We start from the raw sequence: 13,970 nt of genomic DNA on the forward strand, positions 1-13,970 counted from the left end.
ATAATAACCATTATCACTACATGAGAGGTGAATATGATGAAACCTATTTCTGCCGCGATTCTCAATATTAGAGGGACAGCCCCCGGCACTGCCACTTCGGAAATGGCGCAACTAACCTAGCCAAAGATATTATTAGGGTAGCTAATATTGCTTATAATATTTCACAGGTTGAGCAAAAAAGTGGTTTCTTGTTAGTAATGGGAGAGAAAGGCTTCAACAAATCGGCTTGCCTGCATATGCTGGGACAACAAATATCCAGAGTTTTTTCTGGGAAGCACTTATATCCTGGTGTTTTTATAAGTAAAGACGCAGCGTCCGAATTTGAAAAAACAATCAGCACTCATTATAAAACTCTTTCGAGTCACATTGATCTGCAACAATACACTAATGATGTAAATTGCGGAGCAGCTGTAGGTATTGTTGCACGGCAGCAAGAAAACCTCATACTAGATGAGATCACATTAAGTGCGTTTAAAAAGGTCTATATTACCGGTCATGGTGCAGCAGGCACTAATGTTCTAGCCAGTGGCGACTCTGTTTTTTCTGCAAAACAACTGGTTGATATTCTGGTTGCTAATAAAGTTTTAGAGGTTATAAAGGATATAAGGATTAGTAGTTGTTATTCCGCAGATAAAAGAGAGCCTAATAGTTTTAAAAAGGAGGACATAGATAAAGCGAATAGAAATGCTGGTTTCTTTGAACGAATGGTGTTTGGAGAACGTGATACTTTTATAGAGAGGGTTGCTAATGAGATCTGGAGTAGAGGCTACATAGATGTCAAAGTTTCTGGTTACCATGGTGCTGGTGTATTTTATGCTGGTGAAATCCCATTTACACATCTTAGAAGCACGACGATCCCGCCAACTATCACTGTAAAAAGAAAGTCCGTAAGAGTAACGCTGGAAAGTCCTATAGATTAAATCATAAACTCAGCTCTATTACTTTTGGGTAGATCAAGGGGTTATCATCAAAATTATATTTTTGTTAATGTTTTTGCGATATTGTAAACTGACAGTTACTGTATAAATAATCGGTAACTGTCAGCTCACATCTGAGCTAATAAATATAATTCCCCCTGCTGACCCGCTGCAGCGGTTTAAGACGCAACACCCCATGCCGGAGTATTCCGATCTGTCTTATTGTGAACCTCCCAGAGACTAATACCGCAACATCCTGATCGCGCCATACTCCGAACTGGCGCCAGCCGCCACTGTCGGTCTTAATGACCCTGGCCCAAATTCCGTACAGTGCTAAAACTTCTCCCAGTAGTCGTATGTTCTTTTACGGTTAACGCTTCTGTTTTTTTCTTCTTCTCCAGTACCATCTGGCGACGAGGATCGAGTCCCTCAGTTAACCATGATCTAAAGTACTGACGGCGTTCCCTGGCATGAGATAGTGATATGGTTGGATAATCGCCAATCGTCAGTTGAGCAGCGTTCCCGTTCCATCTGTATCGGTAAAAGAATGTTATACTGCCGGATGTAGAGAGCCTGACATTGAGACCATGAGCGTCTGAGATGACCTTGATTTGGTCTCTTTTTTTGCAGGAGCCTTTCTTAATTTTGTATCGGCAAGCAATGTGTACACTCCATGAGAGGATATGCACATTAGTTTACACATTTTGCATAATTGATAACCTCAAAGTGCACAAAATTAAAACACCAACGCTCGATAACGAATTGATAATGTTTAAAAATTTAAAAAGACATAAAGCATGGTAAACAAAAATAAAACGAGTAAATATGCCTTACGATAGCGTCTACAGCGAAAAGCGCCCGCCAGGCGCCCTGCGCACTGCCTGGCGTAAATTTTATAGCGACGCGCCTGCGATGGTGGGCCTGTATGGATGCGCCGGTCTGGCGTTGTTGTGTATTTTTGGCGGCTGGATCGCGCCCTATGGTATCGATCAGCAATTTTTGGGCTATCAGCTACTGCCGCCCTCCTGGTCACGCTATGGTGAAGTCTCCTTTTTTCTGGGGACTGACGATCTGGGGCGCGATGTGCTGAGCCGCCTGTTAAGCGGCGCGGCGCCCACAGTCGGCGGCGCGTTTATCGTAACGCTGGCGGCTACGCTATGTGGATTAGTCCTCGGCGTAGTGGCAGGCGCGACGCACGGTTTACGCTCTGCCGTGCTGAACCATATTCTGGACACGCTGCTTTCCATCCCTTCGCTCTTGCTGGCGATTATCGTCGTGGCATTTGCCGGCCCACATCTGTCACACGCGATGTTTGCCGTCTGGCTGGCCCTGTTGCCGCGAATGGTACGTTCCGTCTATAGCATGGTGCATGATGAACTGGAAAAAGAGTACGTCATTGCCGCCCGTCTGGATGGCGCGACAACACTGAATATTCTGTGGTTCGCCATTTTACCGAATATTACCGCCGGTCTGGTCACCGAAATTACCCGGGCGCTGTCGATGGCGATTCTGGACATCGCCGCGCTGGGATTTTTAGATCTCGGCGCGCAGCTTCCCTCTCCTGAATGGGGCGCCATGTTGGGGGATGCGCTGGAGTTAATCTATGTCGCGCCGTGGACCGTTATGCTACCCGGCGCGGCGATAACGCTCAGTGTTTTACTGGTAAACCTGCTCGGAGATGGGATTCGTCGTGCGATTATTGCGGGGGTGGAATAATGCCGTTATTGGATATCCGCAATCTCACCATTGAATTTAAAACCAGCGAAGGTTGGGTAAAAGCGGTCGATCGCGTCAGTATGACATTAAGCGAAGGCGAAATTCGCGGCCTGGTAGGTGAATCGGGTTCCGGAAAGAGCTTGATTGCTAAAGCTATTTGCGGCGTCGCGAAAGACAACTGGCGAGTCACTGCCGACCGTATGCGTTTTGATGATATCGATCTGCTGCGCCTCTCCTCTCGTGAACGGCGTAAGCTGGTCGGGCATAATGTGTCGATGATCTTCCAGGAGCCGCAGTCGTGCCTTGATCCTTCCGAACGCGTCGGCCGCCAGCTAATGCAAAATATTCCCGCCTGGACCTATAAAGGCCGCTGGTGGCAGCGTTTAGGCTGGCGTAAACGGCGTGCTATTGAATTACTGCACCGGGTGGGAATTAAAGATCATAAAGACGCGATGCGCAGTTTTCCCTATGAACTGACCGATGGCGAGTGTCAGAAAGTCATGATCGCTATCGCGCTGGCGAATCAACCGCGACTCCTGATCGCTGATGAACCCACCAACTCAATGGAACCAACGACGCAGGCGCAAATTTTTCGCCTGCTGACCCGACTGAATCAAAACAGTAATACCACCATTCTGTTGATTAGCCACGACCTGCAAATGCTGAGTCAGTGGGCTGACAAAATCAACGTTTTATACTGCGGCCAGACGGTAGAAACCGCGCCAAGTAAAGATCTGGTGACGACGCCACATCATCCTTATACGCAGGCGCTTATCCGCGCGATTCCGGATTTTGGCAGTGCGATGCCGCATAAAAGCCGTCTGAATACGCTGCCGGGCGCGATCCCGCTACTGGAGCAGTTACCGATAGGTTGTCGTCTGGGGCCGCGCTGCCCTTACGCGCAACGAGAATGCATTATCACGCCACGCTTAACCGGCGCGAAAAATCATCTCTATGCCTGTCATTTTCCGCTGAATATGGAGAGAGAGTGATATGGTGGAAACTCTGCTTGAAGTGCGCAACCTGAGTAAAACCTTTCGCTACCGGACAGGATGGTTTCGCCGCCAGACCGTCGACGCCGTGAAACCATTAAGCTTTACGCTTCGTGAGCGTCAGACTCTGGCCATTATTGGCGAAAACGGTTCCGGCAAATCCACGCTGGCAAAGATGCTGGCCGGCATGATTGAACCCACCAGCGGCGAGCTTCTTATTGACGATCATCCCCTGCATTACGGCGACTATTCGTTTCGAAGCCAACGTATTCGAATGATTTTTCAGGACCCCTCAACGTCACTGAATCCACGTCAACGTATTTCGCAGATCCTTGACTTCCCCCTGCGCCTTAATACCGATCTGGAGCCGGAACAGCGGCGCAAACAGATTGTCGAGACGATGCGTATGGTGGGGCTATTGCCCGATCATGTGAGCTACTACCCGCATATGCTGGCGCCGGGGCAGAAACAGCGTCTGGGCCTGGCCCGCGCGCTGATTTTACGCCCTAAAGTCATTATCGCGGACGAAGCGCTGGCTTCGCTTGATATGTCCATGCGCTCGCAGCTCATCAATCTGATGCTTGAATTGCAGGAAAAACAAGGCATCTCCTATATCTATGTCACGCAGCATATCGGCATGATGAAACATATTAGCGATCAGGTATTAGTGATGCATCAGGGGGAAGTGGTTGAACGCGGCAGCACCGCCGATGTGCTCGCCTCTCCGCTACATGAGCTTACCCGTCGTTTAATCGCAGGCCATTTTGGCGAGGCGCTGACCGCTGACGCATGGCGAAAGGATCGCTAAGCGAAACAAATACCCTCAGTTCGATTCTCTGAGGGTGTTCATGCGACTGCCCAACAGCAATGTTTCAACCTCTTCTAACGCAACGGAAGCAAATAACGTGCCCTGGGTTGCCCAAATGCCTGCCGTTTTTAACACTGGCAAATAGCGTGTGTTTTCCTGGCCACCCACCACGATCTTGTCACAATAACGCCGGATATGTTTGACAAGCAGCGGAAACGTCATTTTTTCAATTTGTGAGACAAAAAAGCTGCGATCAAGTTTTACGCCGCTAAAACACCCGCAAACTAATGGCGCAGCGGTTGCGTTCCCTACGCCCAGGTCGCCCAGCCATAATGGATTAGGTTGTTTATGAAGCGCGTGTATTAAAGGATCGACTAAGACGTTATCTTGACATGAAAAATGTTCAGCGACCTGCAGCTCCACAAATAGCATGGCGTGTAGTAATGCGCGAATATCTTTGTCCTGAAGGACAAGCTGCGCCATACCCCGATCGATATTTACGATACAGAACAGGCCGTGGCGTAGAAACCAGCCATGTTTGGCCGCGATTGTCCGCAACAGATCAAGCAGAAAACGGCGCTTCTGCGAATTGTCCCATGACGAGATAACAAACTCAGGGTGTAGCGGACGAGCGGGCGACGATGCAAAATGGGTAGTGATTTCGACACCCAGTAAATCCCCCTCCATTGCCCTTATCGGCTCTGCCATAAAAAAATAGCGCATGTGACCACTCCACTTGATCTTAACTCCCTGATAATGCGCTTTTAACGCAAATCAATCAATAAAAACGATCAATATATAAAAAATGATCGAAAAAAACAATATATGTTAACTTCATGATAACTTGCTAATTTTATGTTTTGAGAATGTTCTTCTATTGCTATAAGGAAATTTACATACTACGCCGAACAACGCTAATACGACGGCATGAGACCATCCGTAAAGCCGGGGTCTTCTTGCCAGGTAGAGGGGAAAAATCAAGGCGAGTTAATGTTGTTGCACCATCGCGAGGCATTTCATCCACTATGGCGGCGCGGCATCACCAACCGTACTTGCGAGTTGCATCTCCGCTGCAGGCTGTCCAGATCCCCTGAACGACCTTTAAACGAATAGCAACTCTCAATAATTGATCGGCAAATCTGTAGCGAATGAACCCCGGCGATTCGCAGAAAAGAACGGAACTAAATGCTATTTTTTTAATTCATCCTTTAATACTTTAGCCACAAGAGTCCCTTCCTCCGGCGCGGCTAGTTTAAAACGTCTTCCTGACGCAGGTGTCTGTTCTTCCTCTCCGATTAACTCATCAAGCTCTGTAATAAGTGACTTATAATATTCAATATCTTCAGTATTTCCTTCGGTCTCGGCCTGCTTTAATTTTATCAGGTAACGGGCCTTAATTTGCTCTTCCAGTTGCCTTGTTGCAAGAGAAACGCTTCGCTGTTGCCGGGATTCTTGTGACAGCACGATTTGATCGCCATCCACAAAGAAAAGTACCCCCTCTTTAACCAGAATATTACCTAAGTTATCTATATCATGCATATAAACCCCCCGGGATTCAAGAAGCGCCTCCGCCATTCGATAGTTATCTTCATCTTCAATATCGAACTCCTGACCTTGAATATATTTTGAAACTAAAACCGTAACGTCTTTACCATTAATATTCATGATGGCCGAACGAGAAAAATCCTTGTCGCCATTGGCCATGTTCAAATACTTACTGACACGATCAGGATGACAATTACGATGTTCCGGAGAGTTAACATCCACTTTTATTCCCCGCTCATTAATTGGAATCTTAACAACAAACTCATCATTTAACAGATAGACTGTCCCATAACTTCCGCTACCTATTTTATTTTTTTCAATATCATGCATGCGGATATTTTTTTTAAACTCCGACGAGTTAATAAACGCCTCTATTGCCGCTGGTTGTGATGCATCCGTCTGATCAGTATCGCCGCTCTCATCACCAGACGCCATGGCGGGCGTGGTCAGGAAGTCTATCAAACGTTGCTCAAAAGCCTCATAGACTCCATTACTACCTGCTTCGCTCGGCGGCTGGTTATCATTATCTAAAGCGGCAAGCGTAATTTCCCCATTATTATAATTAAACATCGTTTCTTTTAAAAAATCGACGCAATGTTCAGAACACTCCGTCTCGGTCACTAATACTCCATCGTAAAACATCTGTAGTAGTAACATATTTTCTTGATGTGCTAATACCTCTACAGTGTATTTATCCATTGTTTCAGGTCTGGAGGCATCAATAAGTTTAATATATCCAAGAAGGGGGCGCCATCGTGTACAGTCTTCATCTCGCCTCGAAAATGGTCGTAGCGAGAAAGGCTTCGAAATATCGGGACGCTCGTTTTTTTGGCACAGTAGATCATATATCTCTTTATAATCAGAAATTAAACTTCGCCTGGTAAATATATTCCTGAAAAAATCTATGAATTTCTCATACGTTGAAAAAACATGCTCTTTTTTATTATCGATGATATCTCTTAAATACCTTTCTGATATCTGGCAACTATGATTTCCGATCTGAAATGTAAACGGCATATGTCTCATCCTCTGAAAATTTATTATAATACACATGCAAACATATAAAAACCCGATTTGTAACTACTGTAATCACCTGATTTCCAAAATTTTTCATATTCAGTATTACTCTGCATCAATAAATAGAGAAAACCTTCAGCACCTAAAAAAGAAATTATTTTTGTTAAGCATTTGCTGGTTAAAGTTACATGTCCATAACATCGTTAATAGGTGAGGAAAACCATTCGGATGAATATTCAGGCTTCCTACAGAACCTTTATTTGTCTGGTGGAAGGTGCATCGCTATGCGTACTTGCTATCCGTCCCGGTGTCTCTGGTTGGATGAGGCGAACCTTACACCAGCTGGTATACTGCACCGTAGGGCCTTCTAGCTTGGCCCTGGGGAGTGCTCAAAATCCTCAGGGACTTCGTTACCGTGTGGTTTTAGAACGTCACCTGCCGGAGATAGCGGCGGAAAAATAGCGTGACACACGGGGCCAGGAGTGGGATATAATTTCAGACTAGTTTCGAATAATGTTGAAAAGTTGCTGTTAACCATTGTTCGTAAAAGCAAAAAATAAGCAATGACTATAAGGATTAAAGCTATGGGTTTTCTTTCCGGTAAGCGCATTCTGGTCACTGGCGTGGCCAGTAAACTGTCCATCGCCTACGGTATCGCACAGGCGATGCACCGCGAAGGAGCTGAACTGGCGTTCACCTACCAGAACGACAAACTGAAAGGCCGCGTAGAAGAATTTGCTGCCCAGCTGGGTTCCAGCATCGTTTTACCGTGTGATGTCGCTGAAGATGCCAGTATTGACGCTATGTTTGCAGAGCTGGGTAACGTTTGGCCGAAATTTGACGGTTTCGTACACTCAATTGGTTTCGCGCCTGGCGATCAGCTGGACGGCGATTATGTTAATGCGGTTACCCGCGAAGGCTTTAAAATCGCTCACGATATTAGCTCTTACAGCTTTGTTGCCATGGCGAAAGCCTGCCGCACCATGCTGAATCCGGGTTCTGCGCTGTTGACCTTGTCTTATCTGGGAGCGGAGCGCGCCATCCCGAACTACAATGTCATGGGTCTGGCGAAAGCCTCTCTGGAAGCTAACGTGCGTTATATGGCAAATGCTATGGGACCGGAAGGGGTTCGCGTCAACGCCATCTCTGCGGGTCCAATCCGCACGCTGGCGGCGTCCGGTATTAAAGACTTCCGTAAAATGCTGGCGCATTGTGAAGCCGTTACGCCAATTCGTCGCACCGTGACCATTGAAGATGTGGGTAACTCAGCGGCGTTTCTGTGCTCCGATCTCTCGGCAGGCATTTCTGGCGAAGTCGTTCATGTTGACGGCGGGTTCAGCATTGCGGCAATGAATGAACTGGAACTCAAATAAGCGCATTAAGTTTATTAGCGGGCAGCACGGCTGTGCTGCCCCATTCCCCTCACTCACCACTCATCTCGTTATATAGCGTTCTGATATTTGTTATCACCTAACAATCTTTCATCCCTTTCCCGCATACGCCAGGATAATCCAGCATAAACGATCCGACGCCGAATCATTATCGATCGCCATTTCATCCTCGGGAAACCCTATGGAACAATGCCGAAAAGCGGGTAAAAGCCACTGGTATCATGAAACACAATCCACTATGTCGTCACAAACCCCGCTTTCGCTGATGCCGGAAGCCGCGTATGTTAACGATCGATTTTTACTGGATTTAGCGGTAGCAAAAACCGCGTTGACGCCTTTTGAATCATGGTTAAAGCCAGCTCGCCAGTTGGCGGATGTCTTATTTCCCCGCACGGTTCTCAACGACCGGCTTCATACGTTTAGCGCCTATGAACGTATGAGCACCGCGCTGACCGCCGCTCAGGTATTTGGGGTTCAGCGTTTGTGCCGCTATTATGCCGCGCGTCTGGCGCCGCTACCCGGCCCTGATGCCTCAAGAGAGAGCAATCAACGGCTGGCGCAAATTACGCAATACGCTCGTCAGCTTGCCGGCTCCCCCTCCGTTATCAATACGCGGGCCCGCGAACAACTTGCAGAGGTGGGATTAACCACCCGGGATACCGTACTCATCAATCAGATCATTGGGTTTATCGGTTTTCAGGCGCGGGTAGCGGCGATATTTCAGGCGTTTTGTCGTCTACCCGTGCGCGAACTGCCCGGCCAGGAGATGCAGCGCTTTGCCAGGGCCGCGCGGTTTCAAAACCCCCAGACGACATGGCAGCCCGCCGCCAGTCTGGTAGAATATCCTCCCGCCCATACCAAAGTTCAGCGGCAATATTCGTCTTCACAATGCCAAATGATGGCACCGGTACTCATCTGCGATCCGTCTTCATTCGCGTTACTCGAACGCATACTGACCAGCACATTACACACTGCGTCGCCCCCCTCTTTACTTCCACTTATCACGCTCCTCACATCACGTATCAACGGCAGCGCCGCCTGCTTTAACGAACAGGCAACCCAACCTGGCGCGTGGCGTCGCGCTGTCATCACGTTACGCCAGGAAGACGACGACATCGCTCGTTGGGAACTTGAGCCTGCGCTGACACAGGCGATACAATGGCTCACCAGAGCGCCCGATCGCTTTAGCGCCGCGCATTTTTTCCCGCTACTCACCAGGGGTGTTTCATCGGAGCAGGCCATTAACATGTTAGGCTGGTGCGGCGTGTGCGGATGGTTAAATCGTTTAAAAATCGCGTTGGGCGAAACCTATTAACTCATCCATTACAGAAAGAGCGCTTGCTGCGCCAGGCAGAATCGCGTAAAACTGTCAGCCGCTCTTTTGGCTACGAAAATAGACGAATATGTTTCAGGACAACCCGCTGCTAGCGCAGCTTAAACAGCAACTGCATTCCCAGACGCCGCGCGCTGAAGGGGTCGTAAAAGCCACGGAAAAAGGCTTTGGCTTCCTTGAGGTTGACGCGCAAAAAAGCTATTTCATTCCTCCGCCGCAGATGAAAAAAGTGATGCATGGCGATCGTATCGTCGCGGTCATCCACACGGAAAAAGAACGGGAGTCTGCCGAGCCGGAAGAACTGATCGAACCGTTCCTGACGCGCTTTGTGGGAAAAGTTCAGGGTAAAAATGACCGCCTGTCCATCGTGCCGGATCATCCGTTGCTGAAAGACGCGATTCCCTGCCGCGCCGCGCGCGGCGTTCAGCATGAGTTCAAAGAAGGTGACTGGGCGGTTGCCGAAATGCGCCGCCATCCGCTTAAAGGCGACCGTTCGTTTTACGCCGATTTAACGCAGTACATCACCTTTGCCGACGATCACTTTGTTCCCTGGTGGGTTACGCTTGCCCGCCACAACCTGGAAAAAGAAGCGCCGAACGGCGTAGCGACGGAGATGCTGGACGAAGGGCTGGAGCGCCAGGATCTTACCGCGCTGAATTTCGTCACTATCGATAGCGCCAGCACTGAAGATATGGATGACGCGCTTTATGCTGAGGAATTAGCGGACGGCAGACTCCAGCTTACGGTGGCTATCGCCGATCCTACCGCCTGGATTGCCGAAGGCAGTAAGCTGGATAACGCCGCGAAAATTCGCGCCTTCACCAACTACCTGCCGGGCTTCAATATTCCTATGCTGCCGCGTGAGCTGTCTGACGATCTGTGCTCGCTGCGCGCCAACGAAGTGCGTCCGGCGCTCGCCTGTCGCATGATAATCGCCGCAGACGGCACCATTGACGATGATATCGCCTTTTTTGCGGCCACGATCGAATCGAAGGCCAAGCTGGCGTACGACAATGTCTCCGACTGGCTGGAAAATAACGGCACCTGGCAGCCGGATAACGAAGGCATTGCCCAGCAGATTCGTCTGTTGCACCGTATTTGTCTAAGCCGCAGTGAGTGGCGTCATCATCATGCGTTAGTCTTTAAAGACCGCCCGGATTACCGCTTTGTCCTTGGCGAAAAAGGCGAAGTATTGGATATTGTGGCGGAACCGCGCCGTATCGCTAACCGTATCGTAGAAGAGTCGATGATCGCCGCTAACCTTTGCGCCGCGCGCGTACTGCGCGATAAGCTCGGTTTCGGTATTTACAACGTACATACGGGCTTCGATCCCGCGAATGCCGACGCGCTGACCGCACTGCTGAAAACGCATGGTCTGCATGTCGATGCCGAAGAGGTGCTGACGCTGGAAGGCTTCTGTAAACTGCGTCGCGAACTGGATGCGCAGCCCTCCGGTTTCCTTGACAGCCGCATTCGTCGCTTCCAGTCTTTTGCGGAAATCAGCACCGAGCCGGGGCCGCATTTCGGTCTTGGTCTTGAGGCTTACGCCACCTGGACTTCTCCCATCCGTAAGTATGGCGATATGATTAACCATCGCCTGCTGAAAGCGGTCATCAAGGGGGAAGCTATTGCGCGTCCGCAGGAAGATATCACCCAGCAAATGGCGGAACGCCGTCGCCTGAACCGTATGGCGGAGCGCGATGTCGGCGACTGGTTATATGCACGCTTCCTTAACGATAAGGCGGGGACAAATACCCGTTTCGCGGCAGAAATTATTGACGTCAGCCGCGGTGGTATGCGTGTGCGACTGGTCGATAACGGCGCTATCGCCTTTATCCCTGCCCCGTTCCTGCACGCCGTTCGCGATGAACTGGTATGCAGCCAGGAAAACGGTACGGTACAGATTAAAGGTGAGACGGTTTATAAAGTGACGGATGTCATTGATGTCACTATTGCGGAAGTTCGCATGGAAACCCGCAGCATTATTGCCCGACCGGCAGCGTAACCACGCTTAGCTCGCTCAACGGCCTTTGCTGAGAAGGCAAAGGCCGTTTCTTTTCTTCTTCTCCCTTCCGTCATGCTCTGCGTTTAATCTTATTCAAGCGCCCCATTTCTTGTTATTTTTAGCTGGCGACTATGCTTTTTCCAGAATCTGGATTACATATGAATACATAGATAAAACAATACGTTCAGCCATAATTACCCTTATTTATAACATGGCTAACCTTTCTTTTCGGGCACCTGGCGCTTAAATGGGATGGTATGCATGATGAAACAGATTCAGGAACAAACGGCGCTAAGTCCCCTTCACTCTCACTGGCGTCTGGCTGATAACCGCAACGTGCTGTATCTCTCCCCGACAGGTGAAACGGATACAGAAAAAACGGTCGAGCTATCGCCGGAGCAAGCCGGGCGTATCCGGGAAATAACGGCGATTACGTCCAGTCTGCTGATAACGTTGTTGATAGAAAAACAGGTTACCGTAGTACACCTGGTAGGCCGTAAGATTAATAACCGTGAATGGGCTGGCAGCCTGGCAACCTGGCCTGATACGCCTGCCGTCGCGCCAACGCAGGCGCAGGAGCTCTCTTTTGCCGAGCAAATCGTATCAGAAGCCAACTCAGTCATTGCGATACTGGATAGTCAGGGAAAAATCTGTCGATTTAATCAGTCATGCGAAGAGTACACGGGCTTAAAAGAGCGAGATGTAATTGGTCAAAGCGTCTTTAAATTATTTATGAGTCGCCGGGAGGCGGTTGCCTCCCGGCACTACATTGAGAATTTTTTTCGCAATGGCAATGCCTATGAAATCGAACGCTGGATAAAGACCCGTAAAGGCCAACGCCTGTTCTTATTTCGTAATAAATTCGTCCATAACGGCAGCGGAAAAAACGAAATTTTCCTGATCTGCGCAGGCACGGATATCACCGAAGAAAGGCGGGCTCAGGAGCGTTTACGCATACTGGCGAATACAGACACCGTCACCGGCCTGCCCAATCGCAATGCTATTCATGAATTTATTAATCATGCTATTGCCTCGGCTGGGGAGTCGCAGGTGGGTATCGTTTATCTCGATCTGGATAATTTCAAGAAAATTAATGACGCCTATGGGCATATGTTTGGCGATCAGCTCCTACAGGCCGTTTCGCTGGCGCTGTTGAGTTGTCTGGAGGAAGATCAATTGCTGGCCAGACTGGGGGGAGATGAATTCATTGTCCTCGCTGCCCATACGTCTCAGGCCGCGCTGGAAGCAGTAGCCTCACGAATTCTTACCCGTCTGCGGCAACCGTTTCGTATTGGACTCATTGAAGTTTACACGGGATGCGCCATTGGCATTTCGTTGGCCCCCCGGCACGGACAGGACAGCGAAAGTCTCATTCGCACTGCCGACACCGCAATGTATAACGCCAAAGAAGGCGGCCGCGGTCAGTTCTGCGTTTTTTCGCCGGAAATGAATCAGCGCGTATTTGACTATCACTGGCTGGATACAAACCTGCGAAAAGCGCTGGAAAACGACCAGTTACTTATTCACTATCAGCCCAAAATTACCTGGCGCGGCGAAGTACGTAGCCTGGAAGCGCTGGTACGCTGGCAATCGCCGGAACGCGGATTAATTCCGCCGCTGGAGTTCATCTCATACGCCGAAGAGTCAGGACTCATCGTCCCGCTGGGCCGCTGGGTGATTCTGGATGTGGTTCGCCAGATTGCGAAATGGCGCGATAAAGGGATTAACTTGCGCGTAGCCGTTAACTTTTCGGCGCGACAACTGGCCGACCAGACGCTTTTTACTGCGCTTAAACAGGCTTTGTACGATCTGAATTTTGAGTATTGCCCGATCGATGTCGAGCTAACGGAAAGCTGCCTGATCGAAAACGACACGCTGGCGCTATCGGTTATCCAGCAATTTAGTCAGCTCGGCGCCCAGATTCATCTGGATGATTTTGGCACCGGGTATTCTTCGCTTTCTCAACTCGCCCGGTTCCCTATTGATGCCGTTAAACTGGATCAGGCTTTCGTCAGAGATATCCATAAGCAACCGCTGTCGCAATCTCTGGTTAGGGCGATTGTCGCGGTGGCTCAGGCGCTAAATTTACAAGTGATTGCCGAAGGTGTAGAAAATGCTAAAGAAGATGCCTTCCTGACAAAAAACGGCGTCAATGAACGACAGGGCTTTTTATTCGCCAAACCTATGCCCGCCGTTTCTTTTGAACGCTGGTACAAACGTTATCAGACGAAAAAAATGCGTTAATG

Annotated in this window: 10 protein-coding genes and 3 pseudogenes; 10 read left to right on the plus strand and 3 right to left on the minus strand. The window is 49.2% G+C overall.

The window, feature by feature from the left end; genetic code table 11:
• Nucleotides 1-197: 197 nt before the first annotated feature.
• Nucleotides 198-920 carry a hypothetical protein gene (locus NA389_RS01075; protein ID WP_001605114.1) on the plus strand — a complete coding sequence of 241 codons (723 nt, stop codon included), beginning with the start codon at nucleotides 198-200 and terminating at the stop codon, nucleotides 918-920.
• A gap of 333 nt (nucleotides 921-1,253) precedes the next feature.
• On the opposite strand, the pseudogene NA389_RS01080 reads toward NA389_RS01075, so the two are convergent.
• A pseudogene (locus NA389_RS01080) lies at nucleotides 1,254-1,608 on the minus strand (Arm DNA-binding domain-containing protein); the annotation flags it as partial.
• Between the two features lie 134 nt (nucleotides 1,609-1,742).
• Between NA389_RS01080 and sapC the strand changes: the two are divergent.
• From sapC to sapF, 3 genes are read left to right on the plus strand one after another with little or no spacing between them, the layout of a single operon-like run.
• Nucleotides 1,743-2,633 (plus strand): peptide ABC transporter permease SapC, encoded by an 891-nt coding sequence (gene sapC / locus NA389_RS01085; RefSeq protein ID WP_001146139.1) that lies wholly within the window; start codon nucleotides 1,743-1,745, stop codon nucleotides 2,631-2,633.
• Nucleotides 2,633-3,625 (plus strand): peptide ABC transporter ATP-binding protein SapD, encoded by a 993-nt coding sequence (sapD, locus tag NA389_RS01090; RefSeq protein ID WP_001128869.1) that lies wholly within the window; start codon nucleotides 2,633-2,635, stop codon nucleotides 3,623-3,625. The genes sapC and sapD overlap by 1 nt, the downstream gene beginning before the upstream one ends.
• A gap of 1 nt (nucleotide 3,626) precedes the next feature.
• The gene (gene sapF, locus NA389_RS01095) at nucleotides 3,627-4,433 is read left to right on the plus strand and encodes a peptide ABC transporter ATP-binding protein SapF (protein WP_000230462.1); all 807 of its coding nucleotides are present in this window, start codon (nucleotides 3,627-3,629) and stop codon (nucleotides 4,431-4,433) included.
• 15 nt (nucleotides 4,434-4,448) lie between these two features.
• Here the strand turns inward: sapF and NA389_RS01100 are convergent, their stop codons facing one another.
• Together NA389_RS01100 and steC are read right to left on the minus strand one after the other, a co-directional pair.
• The gene (locus NA389_RS01100; protein WP_001268410.1) at nucleotides 4,449-5,156 is read right to left on the minus strand and encodes an EAL domain-containing protein; all 708 of its coding nucleotides are present in this window, start codon (nucleotides 5,154-5,156) and stop codon (nucleotides 4,449-4,451) included.
• 465 nt (nucleotides 5,157-5,621) lie between these two features.
• Entirely contained in the window at nucleotides 5,622-6,995 is a 1,374-nt protein-coding gene (gene steC / locus NA389_RS01105) for an SPI-2 type III secretion system effector kinase SteC (protein ID WP_001116920.1), read from the minus strand.
• A 34-nt stretch (nucleotides 6,996-7,029) separates the two neighbouring features.
• Here steC and NA389_RS01110 point away from each other — a divergent pair, with 34 nt between their 5' ends.
• The 6 genes and pseudogenes from NA389_RS01110 to pdeR all read left to right on the plus strand — a co-directional run bounded on the left by NA389_RS01110 (nucleotide 7,030) and on the right by pdeR (nucleotide 13,968).
• Nucleotides 7,030-7,209: a hypothetical protein gene (locus NA389_RS01110; RefSeq protein ID WP_031603249.1), complete on the plus strand. Its 180-nt coding sequence runs from the start codon at nucleotides 7,030-7,032 to the stop codon at nucleotides 7,207-7,209.
• Nucleotides 7,184-7,462, plus strand: a pseudogene (locus NA389_RS01115) (hypothetical protein). Before NA389_RS01110 ends, NA389_RS01115 begins: the two are co-directional and overlap by 26 nt.
• A 117-nt stretch (nucleotides 7,463-7,579) precedes the next feature.
• Nucleotides 7,580-8,368, plus strand: a complete 789-nt coding sequence (fabI, locus tag NA389_RS01120; protein ID WP_000506501.1) for an enoyl-ACP reductase FabI — start codon at nucleotides 7,580-7,582, stop codon at nucleotides 8,366-8,368.
• Nucleotides 8,369-8,567: 199 nt separating this feature from the next.
• Nucleotides 8,568-9,545 (plus strand): annotated as a pseudogene (locus NA389_RS01125) (carboxymuconolactone decarboxylase family protein); the annotation flags it as partial.
• A 244-nt stretch (nucleotides 9,546-9,789) separates the two neighbouring features.
• Nucleotides 9,790-11,724 (plus strand): exoribonuclease II, encoded by a 1,935-nt coding sequence (locus tag NA389_RS01130; RefSeq protein ID WP_000485043.1) that lies wholly within the window; start codon nucleotides 9,790-9,792, stop codon nucleotides 11,722-11,724.
• Nucleotides 11,725-11,985: 261 nt separating this feature from the next.
• The gene (pdeR, locus tag NA389_RS01135; RefSeq protein ID WP_000977609.1) at nucleotides 11,986-13,968 is read left to right on the plus strand and encodes a cyclic di-GMP phosphodiesterase; all 1,983 of its coding nucleotides are present in this window, start codon (nucleotides 11,986-11,988) and stop codon (nucleotides 13,966-13,968) included.
• Nucleotides 13,969-13,970: the final 2 nt, after the last annotated feature.

Origin of the sequence: Salmonella sp. NW645, assembly GCF_051703725.1 — a bacterium.
GTDB classification, from domain to species: Bacteria; Pseudomonadota; Gammaproteobacteria; order Enterobacterales; family Enterobacteriaceae; genus Salmonella; species Salmonella enterica.

Coding starts and splice junctions, on each gene's coding strand:
- NA389_RS01075 (WP_001605114.1), top strand. CDS start 198: ATGGGAGAGAAAGGCTTCAACAAATCGGCTTGCCTGCATATGCTGGGA.
- sapC (WP_001146139.1), top strand. CDS start 1,743: ATGCCTTACGATAGCGTCTACAGCGAAAAGCGCCCGCCAGGCGCCCTG.
- sapD (WP_001128869.1), top strand. CDS start 2,633: ATGCCGTTATTGGATATCCGCAATCTCACCATTGAATTTAAAACCAGC.
- sapF (WP_000230462.1), top strand. CDS start 3,627: ATGGTGGAAACTCTGCTTGAAGTGCGCAACCTGAGTAAAACCTTTCGC.
- NA389_RS01100 (WP_001268410.1), bottom strand. CDS start 5,156: ATGCGCTATTTTTTTATGGCAGAGCCGATAAGGGCAATGGAGGGGGAT.
- steC (WP_001116920.1), bottom strand. CDS start 6,995: ATGCCGTTTACATTTCAGATCGGAAATCATAGTTGCCAGATATCAGAA.
- NA389_RS01110 (WP_031603249.1), top strand. CDS start 7,030: ATGCAAACATATAAAAACCCGATTTGTAACTACTGTAATCACCTGATT.
- fabI (WP_000506501.1), top strand. CDS start 7,580: ATGGGTTTTCTTTCCGGTAAGCGCATTCTGGTCACTGGCGTGGCCAGT.
- NA389_RS01130 (WP_000485043.1), top strand. CDS start 9,790: ATGTTTCAGGACAACCCGCTGCTAGCGCAGCTTAAACAGCAACTGCAT.
- pdeR (WP_000977609.1), top strand. CDS start 11,986: ATGATGAAACAGATTCAGGAACAAACGGCGCTAAGTCCCCTTCACTCT.